This is a genomic window from Pseudokineococcus lusitanus (assembly GCF_003751265.1).
In the GTDB taxonomy this organism is placed as follows: Bacteria; Actinomycetota; Actinomycetes; order Actinomycetales; family Quadrisphaeraceae; genus Pseudokineococcus; species Pseudokineococcus lusitanus.
The window spans coordinates 256,798-279,068 of sequence record NZ_RJKN01000004.1; the positions used below are offsets into that span (position 1 = coordinate 256,798).

The following is a 22,271-nucleotide window of genomic DNA, read 5'->3' on the forward strand; positions in this document are numbered from 1 at the left end:
GGCCCGGCCGGCGTGTCAGTGGTTCGGCGCGGCGGCATCGGCCAGCTCCTCGTCGTTGATGTCGTGGTCGAAGAGCCCGCCGGACAGGACCGTCGGCAGGCCGGTGATCGGCTCGTCGGCGCGCAGGCGCTCGACGGCGTGCGCCAGGACGCTCTTCGTGCTGACGGGGTCGTCGACCTCGACGTACCCCCAGCGGCCGAAGCCCTGGTGGTTGTTGACCGCGGCGCACCACTGGTTCCGCGCGGTCGCCGCCTTCTCGGCGCGCTCCGTCTGCGACTTCCGCCCGCCCGACACCTCGAGCAACAGGTGCCGCTCGACGCCGGAGCCGTCGGGCGTGAGTCGGACGACGAAGTCCGGCAGGTATCGACGGGCAGCACCCTTGTGCAGGTACGGGACAGCCAGCTCGAGGTGGTCGTTCTTGACGTAGGCCGCGACGTCCTTCGACGCCTCCAACGCCCCGGCCGCGATCTGCTCCCACGTGTTGCCGTCCGGGCCGTCGAGGACGACGCCGTCCACGTGGCACTTCTCGGGGTCCGTCTCGATGACGCGTTTGGTCGTCGAGAAGTCGACGACGTCGGTGCACCCCGTCCGGCCAAGAGCGCTGAAGACCGGGAGCACGAGCGGCTCGCGACCACCCTTCGGCTGGTTGATCGCCTGGTAGATCTGCTCGGCCGCCTCGGACCGCCGCGTCCCGATGAGGAAGAGCCCCGGGAAGGTCGACTGCTCGTACTCCACCCGCGTCCTGAGCCACTCCTCCGCGATGCGGACGAGCTGGGGGAAGAGCCACGGACGGGTGCCGCCGGGGTCGTTGTCGACGGCGAAGCGGCGCATCAGCGCCTTGGCCAGCTCGAAGGCGACCGTCCGCTCCCGCGCCCGCTGGAAGCGACCGAGGTCGTGGACCTCTTCGCTGCCGATGAGGCCGGCCACCTCGGTGAGGGTGGCGACCTCCTCGGTGCGGACCCGGTGCACGGGAACCTCGCTGAGGTCCGCGGAGACCCGGTGGTCAGGGAGCTCCACGCGGTACCCGTCCAGGCGCGGGAAGGTGATCCGGGCGGCGCTCCGGTTCTCCTGCGCCTTGACGGCCTGCGGCTGTCGCCCGGGCACCGGGTCGGCGGCGGGCCGGTCGCTGGGGATGAAGCTGAAGGGGACGCCGTAGACCTCGGCGTACTCCGGCGCGAAGCGGCCGTCCTCGCCGACCACGTACGAGCGGCGGCGCAGCCCCCGACCGACCACCTGCTCGCAGAGCAGCTGGGAGCCGAAGGCCCGGACCCCGAGGACGTGGGTCACCGTGTTGGCGTCCCAGCCCTCCGAGAGCATCGAGACGCTCACCACGCACCGGACGCCCGCGCCCAGGCGCCCCGGCTTGCCAACCGTGTTGAGGACCTCCCGCAGCAGGTCGGCGTCGTCGAGGTCGTCGGCCGTACGGCCGGTGCGCGCGACGTGCTCCGCGCGGAAGGCGGCGATCTCCTCGCCGGCCGCCGTGCGGAAGTCGGGGGTGAGCGCCTCTCCGGACTCGAGCTGCGCCGAGTCGACGAGGATCGTCCGCGGGCGGGAGAGGTGCCGGCCGTCGACGACGTTGCTGAGCAGCGGCAGCTGGCCGGGGACGTGGACCGGTGGACCGTCCTCTCCCCCGGCCTCGACCGGCTTCGTCCAGCCGGCGATCGTGTCGTACACCCACCGGGACACCAGCGTGTTGGGGCAGACGACGATGATCACCGGCGGCGTCGACCCCGCCCGTAGCGAGTCCTCGCGGCGCTGCGCCTCCCACCGCTCGAACGCCCGCTCGTAGGAGGCGTAGAGGCTCTTCAGCGCGCCGTCCAGCGTGGGCGGCAGCTCGCGCGTCTCGACGAGGCGCACGTCCTTCGCCACCCGCTTCGGCAGCACGTCACCGACGTGGTCCCAGAGGTTGAGGTAGGCGACGGTGTCGCCCTCGGAGTCGTCGGCGACCGGGACGCGGGGGATCTTGACGATCCCCGATTCGATGGCGTCGAGCAGCGAGAAGTCGCTGACCACCCACGGGAAGATGTAGCCCTCCGGGTAGCCCGAGCCGCTGAGGAAGAACGGCGTCGCCGAGAGGTCGTAGACCGCCTTGACGTCGAAGCGCTCCGCCACCGCCCGGATCCCGGAGAACCACACCCCGGCCTCGTCGTTGCGGGCGAGCGCCTCCTTCTTGTCGGCGCCCTTGAGGTCCTCCGCCCGGCTCGCGCCCAGGACCGCAGCGGCCGCCGTCGCGTAGCAGTGGTGCGCCTCGTCGTTGAGGACGACCAGCGGGCCGCCGTCGCCGGGACGCCGCGAAGCCATCCCCCGCAGGACCCGGGCGACCATCATCGGCGGCGTCTCGGTGAACGGGTCCCCGTCGACCCGCGCGGTGACGAGGCGCCGAGTGTCGGCGCTGATGCCGCGGCCCTCCTGCGTCGAGCGCAGCAGGAAGCTGTGGAAGTTGGTGACCGTCAGGGAGGCACGGCGCATGTGCGGCCAGAGGTCCGCGGGCACGAGGTCGCGCTCGGCGTAGTAGCTGCCCTTGTCGGTGGGCACGAGGACCCGCAGGCGGTCCCGGATGGTGATGCCCGGGGCGACCACGAGGAAGCGCGTCGAGAAGCGCGGGTCCTTGGGACGGGCCACCTTGTTGAGGGTCTGCCAGGCGATGAGCATGGCCATGACGACCGTCTTGCCCGAGCCCGTCGCCATCTTCAGCGCGACGCGGGGCAGGCCCCGGTTGAACTCGCCGTTGAGGCGCTGCAGCTCCTGGCGCACCCAGTCGTTGCCGTCACGGGCTGCCGCCTCGGCGATGTAGATCGCCGTCTCCGCGGCCTCCCGCTGGGCGAAAAGGACGCGGTTGCTGCGCTCGGGGTCGGCCCAGTACCGCAGGAGCCGCCCCGTCGTCTCGGTGACGTGCGGGTAGTCGCGGCGACGCCAGAGGTCGACGACCTGCCGGATCCGGTCGACCTGGTCGTTGCGCTCGCGACGCTCGTCGGTGCGGTGCAGCTCGAGCTCGGTCTGCCCCGACACCTTGCGCTTGCGCGGGCGCGGGACGGGCACCCACGACTCGCTGCGCCGCCGGCCCTGGACGACGTCGTCCTGGATGCCACCGCGGTCGTCGAGGCGCCAGTGCCTCGACGGGATGTCGTAGGGGCTCCCCAGGATGGGGTTGTCCGTCGCCGACATCTCACGCCCCCGCGTCTCGACCTCCCGACCGCCAGCAGTGCCGGAAGCCGTCTACAGGCGGCTGACACTAGACGAGCCGGGCGGCACGGCCGTCGGTGTGCCACACGCCTCTCCGCCCGAGCAAACGCCGGCGGAGCGACTGGCGCCCCGATCCGGAGCTGCGCGAACCCAAGGGCTCACGCAGGAGCGGGTGGCGGAGGGCCGACATCGGCCGGCATTGCCAGCAGCCTCTCGAGAGAAATCTCGGCAACCCTCAGGAGCGAGCGCTGGCGGGCCCGACGATCAGGCCGCTCCTCCCTCGCCGAGACGCCGGCGTGCTCGTCGTGAACCTCGTCAACAGCGCGGCGCACCGTCCGGGCGACCAAGCCGGTGCGCTCAGGACGCGGTGCACCGCGTCCGGAGCGCACGGGCTGGAGGGCGGTGCGTCGATGTGACGGCGGTCCGTCGGATCGACGCACCGACCTCGACGTCAGCCCGCGTGGGGCGGCAGCGGGCGGCGCGTGGCCGCCGCGACGAGAACGAGCAGGACGAGGACGACCGCGGCGCCGACGCCGACCCAGAAGGCCGCCGTCGTGCCGACCCGCTCCCCCACGAGGCCGGCGAGGGCCGAGCCGCCGGCGACGCCGAGGACGATGCCGCTCGTCAGGAGCGTGAAGGCGAGGCCCGCGCCGCCCTCGGGCGCGAGGCGGCCGGCGACGTCGGTGATGGTGACGAGCAGCGGGCCGACGGCGAGGCCCGCGAGCACCGTGGCCAGGACGAGCGGCAGCAGCGACGGCGACGCGAGGTGCATGACGGCGGCGCCGACGACGAGGAGCACCGCCGACCCGGCCCACCGGCGCCACGGGCCGAGCGAGGCGGGCAGGGCGACGACGGCGAGCGCCGTCACGGCGGAGCCGACGGCCATGGCGGCGGCGAGGAGGCCGCCGACCTCGGGGACGCCGGCGTCGTCCGCCGACGCGACGAGCGAGACGTTGCTCGCGCCGAAGAAGACGCCGATGGCGAGCATGCCGACGAGCGGCACGAGGACGAGGGGCTCGAACCCGCGTCCGGCCGCCTCGGCCCGCCGGCGCTCCTTCAGCGCGGCGCGGTCGGCGGCCGAGCGGGCCGGCACCGCGGCCGCGCTGGGGTGCAGGGCGAAGGCGGTGACGAGGCCGACGACGAGCACCGCCGCGAGCACGACCGGCGCCGTCGCGCCGAGGAGGACCGCCGAGAGGCCGACGAGGGCCGGGCCGAGGGCGAAGCCGACCTCGTCGGCCGTCCCCTCGAAGGCGAACGCCGTCCGGACGTTCCTGGGCGACATGACGAGCCAGCGGGCGCGGGACATGGGCCCGACCTGGGGGACGGTGAGGCCGACGAGCGCGGCGCCGGCGGCGAGCGCCGTCGGGTCGCCCGAGGCGGCGGCGGTGAGCAGCGCCACGAGCGCGAGGGCGTGCAGGCCCGCGACGACGAGCAGGACCGGGCGCTGGCCGCGCCGGTCGGCGACGGCGCCGCTCACCGGGGCCCCCACGGCCTCGCCGACCGCCGCGGCCGCGGCGGCGAGCCCGGCGGCGGCGGCGGAGCCCGTGGCCGCCGTCGCGAGCGTGAGGACGCCGACGGGGACCATCGTGATGGGCAGCCGGGCGAGGAAGGCCATGACGAGGTAGGAGCGGCCCGCGACCGGCGGCAGCTCGCGGTACTGCGCGAAGGAGCCGACGAAGGCCTGCCAGCGGCCGCGGCCCGGGGGCGCCGCCGCGGCCGGGCCGGCCGAGGGGGCGGGCGCCGGCGTGTGCGCGGCGGGGGCGTCCGCGGCGTCGGCCGGGGTGAGGGTCGTGCGGGGGACGTCGGCGTCGGCGGGGCCCGAGGGGGCGCCGTCGGCGGTGCGGGACGGAGGGGTCGTGCTCATGCAGGTGCGCTCCAGCGGGCGAGCCTCCCCACCACAGGCCTCGCGCAGTCCCTGGAGCCCGTCCGCCGGACCCGTCGCCCCCACGGTAACCCGGCCCGGGCGGGCGGGACGAGCCGCGCGCGGCCCCGCCGGCACCGCGGCCGACGGCCCGCGCGGCCGCCCGCTGCCTACCCTGCCGGGATGAGCCCGCAGGCCCCCGGCGTCCTCGAGGTCCCGGTCGACGCCGCCGCCGCGGGCGCCGACGACCCCGACGGCTGGGCGGCCGGGGCGCAGGAGCTCCTCGCCCGCCGCCTGCGCGCGGGCGCGCCCGTCGCACCGTCCCTGCTGCCGCTGCCCGGCGGCCCGGGCGACGACGCCCTGCGCGCCGCCGCCCGCGACGCCGGCCCCGCCGCGGCGGGCGCGGTGCTCCTCCTGCCGACCTCGGGCAGCACGGGGGCGCCCCGGCTCGTGCCGCTCGGCGCGGACGCGGTCCGGGCGGGTGCGCGGGGCGGCGAGGCCGTCCTCGGCGGTCCGGCGTCGTGGCTGCTGTGCCTGCCCTTGGCGCACGTCGCGGGGTGGAACGTCCTCGCGCGGGGCGCCGTCGCCGGGACCGTGCCCGCCGCCCTGCCCCCGGGCACGCCCTTCACCGCCGACGCCTTCGTCGCGGCGGCGGAGCGCCTGCTCGCGCGCGCCCCGGGGCCGGTGCGGACGTCGCTCGTCCCCACCCAGCTCGTGCGCCTGCTCGAGGACCCCGGGGGCCGGCGGGTGCTCGCCGCGCTCGACGCGGTGCTCCTCGGCGGCGCGGCCGCCCCGCCCTCCCTGCTCGCCGCCGCCGCGGACGCCGGCGCCCGCGTCGTGCGCACCTACGGCGCCACCGAGACGTGCGGCGGCTGCGTCTACGACGGCGTCCCCCTGCCCGGCGTCGAGGTCGCGCTCGAGGACGACGGGCGGGTGCTGCTCGGCGGCGACGTCCTGGCCCTCGACCAGCCCGTGCGCGCCGGGACGCGCTGGACCCGGACCGCCGACGCCGGCCGCTGGGTCGACGACCCCGCCGCACGGGGCGGCCGCCGGCTCGAGGTGCTCGGCCGGCTCGACGACGTGCTCGTCACCGGCGGGGAGAAGGTCGCGCCCGCCGCCGTGGAGGCGGTCCTCGCGGGAGCCCCCGGCGTGCGCGAGGTCCTCGTCGTCGGCGTCCCCGACGAGCGCTGGGGGCAGGCGGTCGTCGCCGTCGTCGTCCCCGCCCCCGGGGGGCCCGCGCCGGACCTCGCGGCGCTGCGGGCCGCCGCGGCCGCCGCGCTGGGGCGGGCCGCCGCGCCGCGGCGGCTCGTCCTCGTCGACGACCTGCCGCGCCGGGCTCTGGGCAAGCCGGACCGCCGGGCGGCCGCGGCGCTCGCGGCGGCGGCGGACGGCCCGCCCCCGGGCGGCGGGTAGGTTCTCCCGCCGTGGCGACGGCGGGTCAGTGGGTGCAGGGCGCGCGGCCGAGGACCCTCCCGGCGGCGGTCTCCCCCGTCCTCGCGGGCACGGGCGCCGCGGCGGCCCTGGGCGACGCCCACCTCGGACGGGCGCTGCTCGCCCTCGTCGTGGCCCTCGCCCTCCAGGTCGCCGTCAACTACGCCAACGACTACTCCGACGGCGTCCGCGGCACCGACCGCGACCGCGTCGGCCCGCTGCGGCTCGTCGGCTCGGGCGTCGCCGCCCCGGGCGCCGTCCGGCGCGCGGCCTTCGCCGCCTTCGGCGTCGCCGCCCTCGCGGGGCTCCTCCTCGTCGTGCTGACGGGCCACTGGTGGTTCCTCCTCGTCGGCGCCGCCTGCGTCGCCGCCGCGTGGACGTACACCGGCGGACGCCGCCCGTACGGGTACCTGGGCCTCGGCGAGGTCTTCGTCTTCGTCTTCTTCGGCCTCGTGGCGGTGCTCGGGACGACGTACGTCCAGGTCGACCGGGTCGGCGTCGTCGCCGTCCTCGCGGCCGTCGGCGTCGGGCTGCACGCCTGCGCGATCCTCGTCGCCAACAACCTCCGCGACGTGCCGACCGACGCCGTCGCCGGCAAGCGCACCCTCGCCGTGCGGCTGGGCGCGCCGCGCACCCGGACCCTCTTCGCCGCGCTGGTGCTCGTGCCGCCGCTGCTGGCCCTGCCGGCCGCCGCGGTCCTCGGCTCCGCCTGGCCGCTGCTCGCGCTCCTCGCCCTCGTACCCGCCGTGCCGCCGGCCCGCACCGTGCTGGGCGGGGCGCAGGGGCGGGCGCTGGTCCCGGTGCTGGCCGCCACGGGACGGCTCGAGCTCGTCCACGCCGCGCTGCTCGCGCTCGGGCTGGCCCTCGCCGCCTGAGCGCCGGCGCGCTGACACGCCGGGGACCTGGCGCGCACGCCGTCGGGGCCGGGGGCTGCGACGATCCCCGCGTGGCAGCGGTGGACGTGCGGGCGGACGGGGCGGACGCCTACCTCGTGGTGGTGGCGGCAGGCGCCGGCGAGGTCGACGCGCTCGCCGAGCCGGGCGAGGAGGGGGCCGGCGACGCGCGCGTGCGGCTCGTCGTCACCGAGGACGTGCTCGTGGGGCTCGACCTGCTCGACGAGGACGCCCCCCAGCTCGTGCGGACCCTGGCCGACGTGCTCGCGGAGGACGGCTCGTGGCGACGGCTCCCGGCCGAGGTCGCCGTGGGCGACGTGCTCGCCGAGCGGCCCGACGTGCGGGCCCGCGTGCAGGCGCTCCTGGCGGGCTGACGCCTCAGGCGTCGCGGCCGCGGGCGGCGTCGTCCGCCGCGTCCTCGGCCTCGGTGTCGTCGAGGCCGCGCCGCCGGGGCCGCCGCGGCAGGTCGGCCGCCCGGCGCTCCTGGCGCTCCTCGAGGTGGCGGACCACCTGGTCGCGCGGCCCGCGCAGGACGACCAGCGACACGAGCAGCGAGCCGACCGCCGTGGCCAGCAGCCACCACACGTCCCGCAGCCCCGCCGCCCACGCGGCCGCGCCGACGGCGGCGAGGACGGTCAGCCGGAGGAGCGAGTAGCGCAGCAGCACCGTCCCAGGGTAGGCGCCGGGCCCGCGGCGGTCGCACGCCCTCCGGGGCCGCGGCGCCCCGGCGACGTGGTCGACGTCGCACCCGGACGGGCGCCCCGGGACGGGCGGCGCCGCGGGGCCGTCCGTACCATCGGGTGATGCTGCGCGCCGTGCTCGTCCTCGTCGCCCTCGGGCTGGCGGTCTACACCGTGCTCGACGTCCTGCGGAGCCGGGACGAGGAGATCGCCGTCCTCCCCCGCACCGCCTGGGTGGTCCTCTGCATCGTCCTGCCCGTGCTCGGCCCGGTGCTGTGGCTGACCGTCGGCCGCCAGCGCGCCGAGGGCGGCGGCGGGGGCGGGGGCGGCCGTCCGCCCCGTGGCCCGCTCGGCCCGGACGACGACCCCACGTTCCTGCGCGACCTGCGCGACCTCGACGGCCGGCCCGGGGACGGCACGCGCACCTGACCCCGCCCGGTCCGCAGCCCCGACGACGAGAGGGCCCCCGCCACGTGGCGGGGGCCCTCTCGTCGTCCGCCGCCCGGGGCCCGGGCGGCGGGTGGGTCAGCCGATCCCGGCGTAGCTGTGCTCGCCCGGGAAGAAGACGTTGACGACGCCGTAGTTGACGAGGATGCAGGCGAAGCCGGCGATGGCCAGGTAGGCCGAGCGGCGGCCGTCCCACCCCCGCGTGGCGCGGGCGTGGAGGTAGGCGGCGTAGACGACCCAGATGACGAAGGTCCACACCTCCTTGGGGTCCCAGCCCCAGTACCGGCCCCACGCCCGCTCGGCCCAGATGGCACCGGCGACGAGGGTGAAGGACCACAGCGGGAAGGACACCGCGATGAGGCGGTAGGCGGCCCGCTCGAGCTCGACCGAGCCCGGCAGGCGCTCCATGAAGGCGCCGCGGCGCGCGGGGCGGCCGGCGGCGGCCATCCGCTCGCGGCGGTCCTGGACGAGCTGCAGGACGTTGGCCGAGAAGGCGATGACGAAGAGCGCCGAGCTCACCGCCGCCACCGACACGTGGATGACGAGCCAGTAGCTCTGGAGGGCGGGGACGAGCTGCGCCGACTCCGTGTAGAGGACGGCCAGCGCCACGCCGAGGCTGAGCAGCACGGGCCCGACGACGAAGACGCCGAGGTAGCGCAGGTCGCGGCGCAGGAGCACGACGCAGAAGACCGCCGTGACGACGGCCGAGCCCGTCAGCGAGAACTCGTACATGTTGCCCCACGGCACCCGGTGCGCCGAGAGCCCGCGGGTGACGACGGCGGCGCCGTGGAGCAGGAGGGCGAGCCACGTCGTCGTCACGCCGACCGCGGCGGCGCCGCGGCGGACGCGGACGACGTCGCCGCCCTCCGTCGCCGTGGCGGTGTCCTCGCCCGCGCCGCCGGCGCCGACGAGCGTGCGGCTGCGCGCCGTGGCGCCCGCGACGACCTCGCGGGTGCGGCCGCGGCCGGAGAGGTCCAGCGCGAAGGCGACGAACGCCAGCACGTAGACGCTCATGGCCGAGTAGACGAGGAGGTTGCTCGTCGCGGCGAGGGACGCGTCCATGTCAGCTCCCGGAGGTGGTGCCGGTGGGGCCGGACTCGCGTCCGGTCGGGGTGGTGCCCGCGGGACCGCCGGGGGCGGGGGCGTCCGACCGCGGGGACGTCCCCAGGGTACGGGCGAGCGTGCCGACCTCCGCCGCGAGGCCCGCGTCCTCGCCGCGGGCCAGACCCGCGACCTCGACGCGGTCGCCCCGGACCCGGACGAAGACCCGGCGGCGGGGGGTGAACAGCGAGGCGGTGAGGCCGGCGATGGCGAGGACGGAGAAGCCGAGGGCCGGCAGGCGGCCCGGGTCGGCGCGGACGGTCAGTCCCGCGAAGCGCGGCAGCGCGTCGAGCGTGCCCCCGGCGACGGACTCGGCCTCCGTGGCGTCGGGGTAGCCGAACGTGAGGGTGCCGCGGCCGCCCGGCAGCTCCACGGACCGGCCGGGGGTCATCGCCACCGACCACGGAGTGCCGTCGTCGCGCGTCATCTGCTCCATGCCCTGGGTGTCGAGCTCGTAGACGTTGACCGGCCGCCCGTCGTTGACCGCGCCGAGGTCGCCGACGAAGCCGGTGAGCACCAGGAGGGGGTCGCGGGCGTCGGGGTAGATCGACCGCGGGCCGAGGTCGTCGACGACGGCGGTCGGCAGGAATGCCCCGGTGAAGCCCATCTGCTCGGGGCGGGAGCCGAGCACCTTCACGACGCCGACGGAGCTGTAGAAGTCGTCCTGGGCGAGGAAGGGCGTCGGCTCCGAGTAGACGACGCGGTCCTCGGAGTCCGTGACGGTGATGACGGGCGCGTACCCGTTGCCGGCGAGGTAGATCTCCGCGCCGCCCGCGTGGAGCGGCTCGTTGACGCGGATGACGTCGCTCTCGACGTCGCCGTCGCCGCGGTCGACCTCGACCTGGGCCTCGAAATCACGGGGAGCGCCGTACTGACCACCGAGCGCCTCCTCGAAGTCGACCGTCAGGCCGTCGAGGGCGACCGTGAAGGGCGCGAGGTCGTCCGGCTGCACCCAGACGCCGGGCGTGAAGGTGTCGTAGCGGGCGACCGTGTTGGAGAAGCCCTGCCCCACGGGCACGACGACCTGCGCGCGGTAGCTGAGGAGGCTGGACGCCGCGAGGGCGAGGAGCAGCCCTACGAGCGACAGGTGGAAGACGAGGTTGCCGGTCTCGCGCAGGTGCCCCTTCTCGGCGGACACCGAGCCGCCGCGGGCCGCGGCGCCCTCCCGGGGCGTGCGGACGTCGACCCGGTAGCGGCGCCGGCGCAGCTCGGCGGCGGCCGCCTCGAGCGTGGCCTCCGCCGTCGTGCCGGCCGCCGGCACGACGACGCGGTGCTCGGGCAGGCGCTCGAGCCGGGACGGCGTCCGCGGCGGGCGCGAGCGCCACGCCGTCCACTGCCGGCGGCTGCGGGGCAGGACGCACCCCACGAGCGAGACGAAGAGCAGGAGGTAGATGGCCGAGAACCACGGCGAGCTGTAGACGTCGAAGGCGCCCACCCGCTCGAGCCACGGCGCGAGGACGGGGTGCTCCTCGGTGTAGGCGACGACGGCCGCCGGGTCGATGGGCGTCTGCGGGACGACCGAGCCGGGCACCGCCGCCACGGCGAGCAGGAGGAGCAGCAGGAGGGCGACGCGCATGCTCGTCAGCTGCCGCCAGACGAAGCGGAGGGTGCCGACGACGCCGAGGCGCGGCTGGACGGGCGGGCCCGAGCCGTCGGAGGTGCGGTCGCCGCGGGCGGCCGCCGCGCCGACGTCGCTGCCGCGCCCGTCCCGGTCCGTGGACCGGTCCGCGCCCTGGTCCGCGCCCTGGTCCGCGCTCACAGCAGCGCCCAGTCGTAGAAGCGGGTGCCGAGGGCGCTCGTCCAGCTCGCCCACACGCCCGTGACGAGCAGGACCCCGACGACGACGAGGACGGCGCCGCCGAGGCGCGTCAGGGCGAGGCGGTGGCGGCGCAGCACCTCGACGCCCCGGGCGCCGCGGCTCGCGGCGAGCGCGACGAGGAGGAAGGGCACCCCGAGGCCGACGCAGTAGGCGACGGCGAGCAGGACGCTGCGGGAGCCGGAGCCGGAGACGAAGGACAGCGACGTGATGGCCGCGAGCGTCGGGCCCATGCACGGCGTCCAGCCGAGGCCGAAGACGACGCCGAGCAGCGGTGCCCCGGCGAGGCCCGGCCGCGGCCGGCGGCGCACCGCGACCTCCCGGCCGAGCACGGGCAGCGCCGGCAGGACGCCCGCGAAGGACAGCCCGAGGAGCACGACGACCACACCCAGCACGCGGGCGATCTCGGTGCCCCACTCCTGGAGGAGACCGCCGAGCGCCCCCGCGGTGAAGCCGAGGACGACGAAGACGACGCTGAAGCCGAGGACGAAGAGGAGCGCCCCGAGGACGAGCCGGCCGCGACGCTGCCGCTCGAGGTCGACGCCCGTGAGGCCGGTGACGTAGCCGAGGTACCCCGGGACGAGCGGCAGCACGCAGGGCGACACGAAGGAGACGAGGCCCGCGAGCGCCGCGACGGGCAGCGCGAGGAGGACGGGCCCCGAGAAGGCGACCGCGCCGAGGGCGTCCGGGGCCCCGGCGGTGGCGAGCACCGCCGTCACCTGGCCTCCGCGACGGCGTCGCCGATGACGGTGCGCAGGGTGGCGGGGTCGGCGATGCCGAGGAAGCGGGCGGCCACGCGGCCCTCGGCGTCGAGCACGAGGGTCGTGGGGGTCGCCGACGGCGGGAGCTCGCCCCGCAGCGCCAGCACGCCCTCGCCGTCGCGGTCGAGCAGCGAGGGGTAGCCCACGCCGAACTCCTCCTCGAAGGCCTCGGCCTGGGCGGCCCCGTCCCGCGTGTTGATGCCGAGGAACTGCACGCCGTCGGCCGCGGTCTCCTCGGCGACGGCGACGAGGTCGGGCGCCTCGACCCGGCAGGGGCCGCAGGCGGCGAACCACGTGTTGAGGACGACGGGCGCCCCGCGCCACTCCGTCACGTCGACGGTCTCGCCCTTCAGCGTGGTGCCGACGAGCTCGACCGGGTCGCCGCGGTCGTCGGGAGCCAGCTGGACGAGGCTGCCGTCGCCGGAGACGTACCCCTGGTCGACGGCGCCGTCCGCGCCCGCCTCGCTCGTCGAGCAGCCGCCCGCGACGAGGGCGGCCCCGAGGGCGGCGGCGACGACGAGGGGACGGCCGACGGTGCGCTGCGCTGCTCGGGTGCCCACGACCTCGAGGGTCCCACACGGAACCTGGCAGTCCCCTGGGAGCAGGGCGCCGCCGGCCGCCCGGCGGCGGGGCCGGACGTGAGGGTCAGGCGCCGGGGACGGGGTTCGCGCCGGGCAGGAGGTCGGCGGCCGGCTCGCGGTAGGTGACGCCGACGAGGCGGTGCCCGACGTAGTGCAGCGAGGTGAGGCTGGCGAGGCTGCACTGCCGCTTGCGCGGGTCGTGCACGTAGCGCCGCCCCTCGGCCGCGAGCCGGGCCACCCAGATGGGCAGCTGGTGGCTGACGAGGAGCGCCTCGCGCCCCTCCGCCCGCACGCGCGCCTCGTCCGCGGCCGCGTGCATGCGGGCCGCCTGCTCGACGTAGGGCTCGCCCCAGCTCGGCACCACCGGGTTGCGGAGCTTCCACCAGTGCCGCGGCTTGCCGAGGGCGCCGTCGCCGACGCCGACCGTCAGCCCCTGGAACTGGTTGCCCGCCTCGATGAGCCGCTCGTCCGTGCCGACCTCGAGGCCCAGCGCCGCCGCCGTCGGCCGCGCGGTCTGCTGCGCGCGCTCCAGCGGCGAGGCGACGACGAGCGCGAGGTCGGCGCCCGTCGCCACGAGGTGCTCGGCCACCCGGTCGGCCATCGCGAGGCCGCGCTCGGAGAGCCGGAAGCCGGGGAGGCGCCCGTAGAGCACGCCCTCGGGGTTGTGGACCTCGCCGTGGCGCAGGAGGTGGACGACGGTGCGCGCCGTCGGGTCGGGCAGCGGCGCGGGAGCGTCGGCAGGCATGGGCGCATCCTGCCGGACGCGGTCCGTCGGGTCGGGGCGCCCCGCACGCGCCGCCCGGGCGCCGCTCAGGCGCCGGGCCGGACGTGCCGCAGGTAGCGCTCCGGGGCGTCGAGGAACGAGCGCCAGTGCCGGACGACGTCGAGGTCCTCCCAGGCGACCTCCTCGAGACCCCGCTCCGAGACCTCGAGCAGCCGGGCGCCCGGCAGGGCCGCGACGAGCGGCGAGTGGGTGGCGACGACGACCTGCGCCCGGCCGGTGGCCACCTGCGCCGCCAGCACGCCGACGAGCGCCAGCTGGCTCTCGAAGGAGAGCGCCGACTCCGGCTCGTCGAGGAGGAAGAGGCCGCTGTCGTCGAAGTGGTCCTCGAGGACGTCGAGGAAGGACTCGCCGTGGCTCATGAGGCGGCGGTCGGTCCGCGCCGCCGACCGCTCGACGAGGTCGCCGAAGAGCGTGTGCATCGTCTCGGCGCGCAGGAAGTAGCCCCACCGCGAGGCGCCCGCGCCGCGCACCAGCCGGAGCGAGCCGGCGAGCGGGGACAGGTCGGCGGAGCGGTCCTCCCAGTGCCGGGTGTTGCCCGTGCCGCCGCCGCCGGGCAGGCCGAACGCCGTCGCGATCCCCTCGACGAGCGTCGACTTGCCCGCCCCGTTGGCCCCCACGAGCACCGTGGCCGGCCCGAGGTCGAGCCCCTCGTCGACGACCTGGCGCACCGCCGCGATCGTCCCGGGCCACGTGTCGCGGCGCAGCGGCTCCTTCGGCTGCTCCTCGACCCGACGGACGGGCAGGCCCCAGTCGATCGTGACGTCGTCGTCCATCCCGCCCCTCCCCCGCCCGTGAAGTAGACGCCGACTTCCCTCTCAGGACCCTCGCAGGCGTGAAGTAGACGCCGACTTCACCCTCGGGGGCCCCGGGAACGTGAAGAAGACGCCGACGTCACCGGCAGCTGTGCCCCGCTCAGGTGCCCGTCTGGCCCGCGACGCTGCTCTGCGAGCGGGCGGCGGCCTGCGCCGCCCGCGGGAGCGCCTCGAGGACGCGGCCGACGGCCTCGTCGTCGTGCGACGCCGAGAGGAACCACGCCTCGAAGGCGCTGGGCGGCAGGTGGACGCCGTCGGCGAGCATCGACTGGAAGAAGGCGGCGTAGGCCTGGAGGTCCTGGCGGCGGGCGCCGGCGTAGTCGTGCACCTCGTCGCCCGTAAAGAAGACCGTGAACATGTTGCCGGCGGCCGAGACGGTGTGCGGCACACCGGCGTCGGAGAGGGCGGCGGAGGCGGCCGCGGAGAGCGTCGCCGCCGTCCGGTCGAGGTGGGCGTACACCTCGGGCGTGCACAGCCGCAGCGTGGTGAGGCCCGCGGCGGTGGCCAGCGGGTTCCCCGACAGCGTGCCCGCCTGGTAGACGGGGCCCGCAGGGGCGAGCGAGGACATGACGTCGGCCCGCCCGCCGAGGGCCGCGGCGGGCAGCCCGCCGCCCATCACCTTGCCGAAGGTCATGAGGTCGGGGGCACCGGCCTCGCCGTCGTCGCCCGCGCCCTGCGGGCCCTCGAGGCCGTACCAGCCCGACGCCGAGACGCGGAAGCCGGTCATCACCTCGTCGCTGACGAGGAGGGCGCCGTGCTCGCGCGTGAGCCGGCGCATGAGCGCCGTGAAGCCGGGCCGGGGCGGGACGACGCCCATGTTGCCCGCGGCGGCCTCGGTGACGAGCGCCGCGACGCGGGGCCCGTGCTCGGCGAAGGCCGCCTCGAGCGCCTCGGGGTCGTTCCACGGGACGACGACGGTGTCGGCGGCCGTCGCCCCGGTGACGCCGGGGCTGTCCGGGAGGCCGAGCGTCGCGACGCCGGAGCCCGCCGCGGCCAGCAGCGTGTCGACGTGGCCGTGGTAGTGCCCGGCGAACTTCACGACGACGGAGCGGCCCGTGAAGCCGCGGGCGAGCCGGACGGCGCTCATGACGGCCTCGGTGCCCGAGCTCGTGAGGCGGACCATCTCCACGGGGGCGACGCGGCCGACGATCTCCTCGGCCAGCTCCACCTCGCGCTGCGTCGGCGTGCCGAACGACGTCCCGAGCCCCACGGCCTCCTGCACCGCGGCGACGACCTCCGGGTGCGCGTGGCCGAGGATCATCGGCCCCCACGAGCAGACGAGGTCGACGTACTCGCGGCCGTCGACGTCGCGCAGGTACGGGCCGCGGGCCGAGGCCATGAAGCGGGGCGTGCCGCCGACGGCGCCGAAGGCCCGCACCGGCGAGTTGACCCCGCCGGGCGTCACCTGCCGGGCGCGGTCGAACAGCGCCTCCGAGGTCGGGGCCGTCGCGGGGTAGGGGCGGTCGGGGGAGGGCATGGTCCCCATCCTGCCGCCGGGCCCCGCTCCCCCGCCCCTCGCCCTCCCCTCCCGCGACGTGTGCCGCACGTCGCGGTGAGGGAGGAGGCGGGGTCAGCCGCGCAGGCGCGCGGCGACCTTCTCGAGCGCGGCGCCGAGGGCGTCGAGCTCGTCGGGCCGCAGGACGTCCACGAGCACCTCGCGCACGCCGGTGACGTGCAGCGGCGCCGTCCGCTCGAGCGCGGCCCGGCCCTCGTCGGTGATGACGCAGAGGACGCCGCGGCCGTCGTCGGGCGACGCGCGTCGCTCCACGAGGCCGCGGATCTCCATCCGGCCCACGGTGTGCGTGAGGCGCGAGCGGGAGTGGACGAGGACGTAGGCCAGCTGCGACATCCGGAGGCCGCCGTCGTCGGCCTCGGACAGCCGCACGAGCACCTCGTACTCCTGGAGGGAGACCTCCGCGGCCGCCTCGTGCACGGCCCCGAGGTGGTCCCAGAGCCGCTGGGTGCCCTCGAGGTAGCTGCGCCAGACGCCCTGCTCGCGCGGGTCGAGCCAGCGGGTGGCGCCGTCGCCGGGGGTCCCGGGGGCCGTCACGGAGGGGTCCGGGGCGTCTCGGGGCGGTACCGCCGCGGCGGGAGGCATGAGCGCACCGTAGCCGCCGGGCACCGTCGGCCACCGCACATCGCCGCCGGGCGCGGCGCCGCGGCGGTCCGCGGTCGTCAGCCCCGGCGGAGCCAGCGGGCGGCCTCGACCGCCCAGTAGGTGAGGACCGCCCCGGCGCCGGCGCGGTGGATGCTCGTCAGCGTCTCGAGGATGGTCCGCTCCCGGTCGACCCAGCCGTTCGCCGCGGCGGCCTCGACCATCGCCAGCTCGCCGGACACCTGGTAGGCCCACACCGGCACGTCGACGGACGCGGCGACGTCGGACAGGACGTCGAGGTACGGCAGCGCCGGCTTGACCATGACGACGTCGGCGCCCTCCGCGACGTCGAGGCGCACCTCGCGCAGCGCCTCGCGACGGTTGGCCGGGTCCTGCTGGTAGGTCCGGCGGTCGCCGACGAGCGTCGACTCGACGGCGTCGCGGAAGGGGCCGTAGAAGGCGGACGCGTACTTGGCGGCGTAGGCGAGGAGGACGACGTCCTGGCGGCCGGCGTCGTCGAGCGCCCGTCGCACCGCGCCGACCTGGCCGTCCATCATCCCGGAGAGGCCCAGGAGGCCGGCGCCCGCCGCGGCCTGCGCCAGCGCCGTCGCCGTGTACCGCTCGAGGGTGGCGTCGTTGTCGACCTCGCCGGCCCGTGGGCCGTCCTGGACGAGGACGCCGCAGTGGCCGTGGTCGGTGAACTCGTCGAGGCAGAGGTCCGCCATGACGACGGTGCGGTCGCCGACGGCGTCGGCCACGGCGCGCAGGGCGACGTTGAGGACGCCGTCCTCGTCGTCGGCCGCGCTGCCGCGGGCGTCGCGGACCGCGGGGACGCCGAAGAGCATGATCCCGCCGACGCCGGCCTCGACCGCCTCGGAGGCGGCGTCGACGACGGAGGCGAGCGAGTGCTGGACGACGCCCGGCAGGCTCGCGACGGGCCGGGGGGCGTCGAGGCCCTCCTTGACGAAGACCGGCAGGACGAGCTGCTGCGGGTCGAGGTGCCGCTCGGCGACGAGCCCGCGCAGGGCGGGCGTCGCGCGCAGGCGCCGGGGGCGTTCGAGGGGGAAGGGCACGGCGGTCTCCCGAGGAGGTCTCGCTGGGGTGCGCGGGGTACGCGGCGGTACGGAGGGGCGGCCGCCGGGGCCGGGGCCGCCCGGGACGGCGCCGCCCGCCCGCGGGGGCGGGCGGACGGCGCCGGGGGCAGGGCGGTCGGGTCAGCGCGCGCGGCGGCGCGCCGGCACCCGTCGCTCGCTGGGGCGCTGCAGCGGCTCGCCGGCGACCGCCGCGGCCGCGGCCAGCGCGGCCCCGTGGTCGGCCAGCGCCGCCACGAGGGCGGGCGCGCTGGGCTCGGGCGCCATGACGTCGACGCGCAGGCCGTGCTCGACGGCGGTCTGCGCCGTCGCCGGGCCGATGCACGCGACGACCGTGCTGGGGTTCGGCTTCCCGGCGATCCCGACGAGGTTGCGGACCGTCGAGGACGACGTGAAGACGACCGCGTCGAAGGCGCCGTTCTTGATGGCGTCGCGCACCGGGGCGGCCGGCGGCGCGGCGCGGACGGTGCGGTACGCCGTGACGTCGTCGACCTCCCAGCCCAGCTCGGCGAGGCCGGCCACGAGGGTGTCCGTGGCGATGTCGGCGCGCGGCAGGAGGACCCGGTCGATGGGGTCGAGGTCCTCGTCGTACGCGGGCCAGCTCTCGAGGAGGCCCGAGGCCGACTGCTCGCCCGTGGGCAGCAGGTCGGGCTCGATGCCCCACTCGCGCAGCGCCTGCGCCGTCGTCCCGCCGACCGCGGCCACCTTGAGGCCGGCGAAGGCGCGGGCGTCCAGCCCGTACTCGCCGAACTTCTCGCGGATGGCCCGCACGGCGTTGACCGACGTGAACCCCACCCACTCGTACCGGCCGGTGACGAGGCCGGTGACGGCCTTCTCCATCTGGTGCGGCGTGCGCGGCGGCTCGACGGAGATCGTCGGGACGACCTCGCCGACGGCGCCCGCCTCCGCGAGCAGCGTCGTGAGCGGGCCCGCCTGCGCCTGGGTGCGCGGCACGAGGACCCGCCACCCGAACAGCGGCCGGTTCTCGTACCAGGACGCCCGCTCGCGCAGCGCCACGCCGGGACCGGTGACGGCCACGAGCGGGCCGGGCCAGGCGCCGTCGCCGGCGTCGAGGACCGAGGGCAGCTCGGCGAGGGTCGTCGACGTCGTGTGCTGGGCGGTCGTCGTGCCGCCGGTCGTCACGCTGACGGCCGACGACGCCGAGCGGCCCGCCGCGACGAGGGCGAGCGCCGCGCCGGCGACGCCCTCGCGGGAGCCGAGGAGCACGACCGTCTCGCGGGCGGCCGTGAGGCCCGCCGCCTCGACGGCCTCGCGGTCGGTGTCGACGACGTGCACCTGGCCCACGCCCGCCGTCGTCACGGGGACGCCGGCGTAGACGGGGACGGCCACGGCGGGCGAGACGCCCGGGACGACGGAGAAGGGCACGCCCGCGCGGTGGCACGCGAGGAGCTCCTCCGCGAGGCCCTCGAAGGTCGCCGCGTCGCCCGGCAGCAGCCGCACGACCCGACGCCCGGCCTTCGCCGCGCGGGTGACGAGCCGGGTGACGGCGCGGGCGCGCGCCGTCGGGGTGGGCGCCACGACCGTGCCGTCCGGGCCGGCCTCGCCGGCGTCGGCGACCTGGCGGGCGTCGAGGACCTCGACGCCCTCCGGCGCGGAGCGGGACGCGAGCGTCGCGCCGACGGGCCCGTCGACGACGACGACCTCGGCCCGGGCCAGCAGGTCCGCGGCACGGACGGTGAGCAGGCCCGGGTCGCCCGGGCCGGCGCCCACGAAGGAGACCTGCCCGAGGGGTGCGGTCCGTCGCCCGCCCGTGGCCGACGAGCCGGCGGCGGGGGCGGTCGGTGCGGCGTCGCCGGTCGCCACGGGGGCGGCCGGGGCGAGCACGGCGTCGACGGGGGCGACGACGCCCGAGGACGGGGCGCTGGCGGGGGCCCCGCCGGTGGCGGGGCGCTGGTCGAGCTGGAGGCCGGTGCGCGCGGTCACGCTTCACTCTCCTGGGAGCTGCTCCCCCGCGCGTCGGCGGGAGGAGTCTGTGCGGTTCCGGGGGTCCTGCGGGTGCTGCTGGTACCGCCGGGCGGCGGCTGGCTGCCCGGGGGCGGGGTGCCGGCAGGGCGCAGGGCCGGGGAGGACGGGTGGATCGGGAGCGGGGGCGTGCCGGCCTCGTCGGGGAGGACGGGCGCGACGGGGGTGTCGACGGGCGGGCGGGTCGGCGGGGGCTCCACCGGGGGCGCGGCGGCCGCGCCGCCGTGGTCGGGGCCGGCGACGGCGTCCGGGGCCACGTCGAGCGCGCCGCCGGCGGGCAGGCCCCCGAGGGAGCCCCCGCCAGCGCCGGCGGCGGCAGAGCCCGCCGGGGCGCCGTCGGCCACGAGGTCGGCGGCGCCGTCCGCGAGGAGCTCGGCCGCCAGGCGGCGGCCCAGCTCCGCGGCCTCTGCCTCGTCGCCGCGCACGGAGCGGCGCAGGACGCGCGAGCCGTCGGTGGCGGCCACGACGGCGACGAGCTCGAGGAGCCCGCCGCCCTCCCCCGCGGCCGGGCGGGCGAGGGCGCCGACGGGCGCCGAGCACCCCGCCTCGAGGGCGGCGAGCAGGGCGCGCTCGGCGGTCGTGGCGGCGCGCGCCGCGGGGTCGTCGAGCGCCGCGCAGGCCTGCGCCGTGGCGTCGTCGTCCGCACGGCACTCGAGCGCGAGGGCGCCCTGGGCCGGCGCCGGGAGGACCTGGTCGACGTCGAGCACGTCGGTCACCTCGTCGTGGCGGCCGAGGCGTCGCAGCCCGGCGCTGGCGAGGACGACGGCGTCGAGACGGCCGGAGGTGACGAAGCCGACGCGGGTGTCCACGTTGCCGCGGACGTCGACGACGTCGAGGCCGAGCCCGAGGGCCCGCAGCTGCGCGGCCCGGCGCGGGGAGCCCGTGCCGACGCGCGCGCCGACGGGCAGGTCGCCGAGCCCCGCGCCGCCCGCGCCGACGAGCACGTCGCGCGGGTCCTCCCGCGGCGGCACGGCCGCGAGCACGAGCCCGGGCGCCGGCGCGGTCGGCAGGTCCTTGAAGGAGTGGACGGCGAGGTCCACCCGCCCCTCCAGCAGGGCCTCCCGCAGCGCGGCGACGAAGACGCCGGTGCCGCCGATCTGGCGCAGCGGCGCCCGGTCGACGTCGCCTTGCGTCGTCACCTCGACGAGCACGACGGCGCGGCCGCTCGTCGCCCGCAGGCGCTCGGCGACCATCTCCGACTGCGCGCGGGCGAGCGGGCTCCGGCGGGTCCCCAGGCGCAGGGGGCCGCCCGCGGCGCCGGCGCCGCCGACCTCCGCGGCGGTCACGGGGCGTCCCCGGCCGCGCCGCGGCCGCGCGGCACGCCGGCCAGCAGGTCGCGCATGGCGTGGACGGGCACCGCCGCCGGGGCGTGCCCCGCGGCCGCGGTGCGGACCTCGGGGCGGGCGCGCAGGGCCTCGCCGGCCGAGAGGGGCTCGCGCGTCCCCGCGGGGTCGAGGTCGAACAGGCGCCGCAGCGCCTCGACGTAGGACGGGCCGACCGCGGCGTCGGCCGCGAGCGACTTCATCCGGACCGTCGGGGTGTGCAGCAGCGTCGCGACGACACGGTGCAGCGTCTGCTGCACCTCCGCCTCGAGCCGCTCGTCGAGCGCCGGGCCGAGCCGCTGGCGCAGGCGCGCGAGCTCGGCGTCGGCGACCTCGCGAGCGTGGGTGCGCAGGGCCACGACCGTGGGCGCGACGGCCGCGGCGCGCTGCTCGGCGAGGTAGCCGGCGGCCTCCTCGGCGACGATCGCGCGGGCGTCGCGCAGGTCGTCGGCGACGCCGCCCGCGGCCGCGGACGCCGCCTCGTCGGCCAGCTGGGCCCCGAGCTCGGCGAGGCCGAGGACGACGACGCCGGGGATCCGGCCGACCTCGGGCGCCACGTCGCGCGGCAGGGCCAGGTCGACGACGAGCTGCGGTGCGGCGGAGGCGGACCCGCCGCCGCCCCCGCGGAGCGCCCGGGCGGCGCCGACCGTGGCGGCGTCGACCACGTGCCCGACGGCGCCCGTGCAGGACAGGACGACGTCGGCCGACGCGAGGGCGCGCTCGAGGCTCGTGCCGTCGTCGAGGGCGAGCCACCGGCCGCCGACGGCCTCGGCGAGGCGCTGGGCGCGGGCCGGCGTCCGGTTGACGACGGTGATGTCGCGCGCGCCGAGGCGGTGCGCCGTCGTCACGGCGAGGGCGCTCATCGCGCCGGCGCCGACGACGAGGACACGCGCGCTGGGCAGGCCCCCGACGACCTCGTCGGCGTGCGCGAGGCCCGCCTCGACGAGGGAGTGGCCCGCGTGGTCGAGGCCCGTCTCGGAGTGGGCCCGCTTGCCGACGCGCAGGGCGCGCTGGAGCAGCCCGTGGAGGTGGCTGCCGACGCTGCCGTCCTCCTGGCCGCGACGCAGGGCCGAGCGCACCTGGCCGAGGACCTGCGACTCCCCCACGGCCATGGAGTCGAGCCCGCACACGACGGTGAAGAGGTGCTCGACCGCGCCGTCGGCGTAGTGCACGTAGAGATGGTCGGTGAGGTCGACGAGCGGCACGCCCGTGGCGGCGACGAGCGCGGCGCCGAGGTCGGCGAGCCCGCCGTGGAAGCTGGCCACCTCGCTGTAGACCTCGAGCCGGTTGCACGTCGACAGGACGACGGCCTCGGTGACGTCCTCGCCCGCGCAGGCGGACTGGGCCATCGCCCGGGCGGCGGCACCGTCGAGCGAGGCCCGCTCGAGGACCTCGAGCGGGGCGGTGCGGTGGGACAGGCCCACGACCAT

Annotated in this window: 18 protein-coding genes and 1 pseudogene; 4 read left to right on the forward strand and 15 right to left on the reverse strand. The window is 77.6% G+C overall.

Annotation, left to right across the window (positions count from 1 at the left end; translation table 11 throughout):
- Nucleotides 1-15: 15 nt before the first annotated feature.
- Together EDC03_RS09350 and EDC03_RS09355 are read right to left on the reverse strand one after the other, a co-directional pair.
- The gene (locus tag EDC03_RS09350) at nt 16-3,165 is read right to left on the reverse strand and encodes a BPTD_3080 family restriction endonuclease (RefSeq protein ID WP_123379947.1); all 3,150 of its coding nucleotides are present in this window, start codon (nt 3,163-3,165) and stop codon (nt 16-18) included.
- Between the two features lie 469 nt (nt 3,166-3,634).
- The gene (locus EDC03_RS09355) at nt 3,635-5,047 is read right to left on the reverse strand and encodes an MFS transporter (RefSeq protein WP_123379948.1); all 1,413 of its coding nucleotides are present in this window, start codon (nt 5,045-5,047) and stop codon (nt 3,635-3,637) included.
- A 180-nt stretch (nt 5,048-5,227) separates the two neighbouring features.
- Between EDC03_RS09355 and EDC03_RS09365 the strand changes: the two genes are divergently transcribed.
- The 3 genes from EDC03_RS09365 (at nt 5,228) to EDC03_RS09375 (ending at nt 7,742) form a co-directional block, all read left to right on the forward strand.
- A complete protein-coding gene (locus tag EDC03_RS09365; RefSeq protein ID WP_158674256.1) occupies nt 5,228-6,457 on the forward strand; it encodes an AMP-binding protein in 1,230 nt (409 codons plus the stop codon).
- An 11-nt stretch (nt 6,458-6,468) separates the two neighbouring features.
- Entirely contained in the window at nt 6,469-7,350 is an 882-nt protein-coding gene (locus tag EDC03_RS09370) for a 1,4-dihydroxy-2-naphthoate polyprenyltransferase (RefSeq protein ID WP_123379950.1), read from the forward strand.
- 71 nt (nt 7,351-7,421) lie between these two features.
- Complete coding sequence (locus EDC03_RS09375) at nt 7,422-7,742, forward strand: hypothetical protein (protein WP_148058048.1); 321 nt, start codon at nt 7,422-7,424, stop codon at nt 7,740-7,742.
- A 4-nt stretch (nt 7,743-7,746) separates the two neighbouring features.
- On the opposite strand, the gene EDC03_RS09380 is transcribed toward EDC03_RS09375, so the two are convergent.
- The gene (locus EDC03_RS09380; protein WP_123379952.1) at nt 7,747-8,034 is read right to left on the reverse strand and encodes a DUF4229 domain-containing protein; all 288 of its coding nucleotides are present in this window, start codon (nt 8,032-8,034) and stop codon (nt 7,747-7,749) included.
- Nucleotides 8,035-8,171: 137 nt separating this feature from the next.
- On the opposite strand from EDC03_RS09380, the gene EDC03_RS09385 reads away from it, so the two are divergent.
- Nucleotides 8,172-8,477, forward strand: a complete 306-nt coding sequence (locus tag EDC03_RS09385) for a PLD nuclease N-terminal domain-containing protein (RefSeq protein ID WP_148058049.1) — start codon at nt 8,172-8,174, stop codon at nt 8,475-8,477.
- Nucleotides 8,478-8,573: 96 nt separating this feature from the next.
- On the opposite strand, the gene ccsB is transcribed toward EDC03_RS09385, so the two are convergent.
- From ccsB to EDC03_RS09445, 12 genes and pseudogenes are all read right to left on the reverse strand, one after another.
- A complete protein-coding gene (gene ccsB, locus EDC03_RS09390; protein ID WP_123379954.1) occupies nt 8,574-9,557 on the reverse strand; it encodes a c-type cytochrome biogenesis protein CcsB in 984 nt (327 codons plus the stop codon).
- Between the two features lies 1 nt (nt 9,558).
- Nucleotides 9,559-11,355 (reverse strand): cytochrome c biogenesis protein ResB, encoded by a 1,797-nt coding sequence (gene resB, locus EDC03_RS09395; RefSeq protein WP_199720096.1) that lies wholly within the window; start codon nt 11,353-11,355, stop codon nt 9,559-9,561.
- Nucleotides 11,352-12,131, reverse strand: a complete 780-nt coding sequence (locus tag EDC03_RS09400) for a cytochrome c biogenesis CcdA family protein (protein ID WP_241967120.1) — start codon at nt 12,129-12,131, stop codon at nt 11,352-11,354. Before EDC03_RS09400 ends, resB begins: the two co-directional genes overlap by 4 nt.
- On the reverse strand, nt 12,128-12,733 hold the full coding sequence (locus EDC03_RS09405; protein WP_123379955.1) for a TlpA family protein disulfide reductase: 606 nt from the start codon (nt 12,731-12,733) through the stop codon (nt 12,128-12,130). The genes EDC03_RS09400 and EDC03_RS09405 overlap by 4 nt, the downstream gene beginning before the upstream one ends.
- An 85-nt stretch (nt 12,734-12,818) precedes the next feature.
- Nucleotides 12,819-13,499, reverse strand: a complete 681-nt coding sequence (locus tag EDC03_RS09410; RefSeq protein WP_123379956.1) for a histidine phosphatase family protein — start codon at nt 13,497-13,499, stop codon at nt 12,819-12,821.
- A gap of 65 nt (nt 13,500-13,564) precedes the next feature.
- Nucleotides 13,565-14,311, reverse strand: coding sequence for an AAA family ATPase (locus tag EDC03_RS09415; protein WP_123379957.1), 747 nt, complete (start codon nt 14,309-14,311; stop codon nt 13,565-13,567).
- A gap of 139 nt (nt 14,312-14,450) precedes the next feature.
- Nucleotides 14,451-15,827, reverse strand: coding sequence for a glutamate-1-semialdehyde 2,1-aminomutase (gene hemL, locus EDC03_RS09420; RefSeq protein WP_123379958.1), 1,377 nt, complete (start codon nt 15,825-15,827; stop codon nt 14,451-14,453).
- A 93-nt stretch (nt 15,828-15,920) separates the two neighbouring features.
- Entirely contained in the window at nt 15,921-16,448 is a 528-nt protein-coding gene (locus EDC03_RS09425) for a MarR family winged helix-turn-helix transcriptional regulator (protein ID WP_123380105.1), read from the reverse strand.
- A 77-nt stretch (nt 16,449-16,525) separates the two neighbouring features.
- Nucleotides 16,526-17,518 carry a porphobilinogen synthase gene (gene hemB, locus EDC03_RS09430; protein ID WP_123379959.1) on the reverse strand — a complete coding sequence of 331 codons (993 nt, stop codon included), beginning with the start codon at nt 17,516-17,518 and terminating at the stop codon, nt 16,526-16,528.
- A gap of 141 nt (nt 17,519-17,659) precedes the next feature.
- Nucleotides 17,660-19,480, reverse strand: coding sequence for a bifunctional uroporphyrinogen-III C-methyltransferase/uroporphyrinogen-III synthase (locus tag EDC03_RS09435; RefSeq protein WP_241967121.1), 1,821 nt, complete (start codon nt 19,478-19,480; stop codon nt 17,660-17,662).
- Nucleotides 19,481-19,848: 368 nt separating this feature from the next.
- Nucleotides 19,849-20,805 (reverse strand): annotated as a pseudogene (hemC, locus tag EDC03_RS09440) (hydroxymethylbilane synthase); the annotation flags it as partial.
- Nucleotides 20,802-22,271 (reverse strand): glutamyl-tRNA reductase, encoded by a 1,470-nt coding sequence (locus tag EDC03_RS09445; RefSeq protein ID WP_241967136.1) that lies wholly within the window; start codon nt 22,269-22,271, stop codon nt 20,802-20,804. The gene EDC03_RS09445 and the pseudogene hemC, both read right to left, overlap by 4 nt.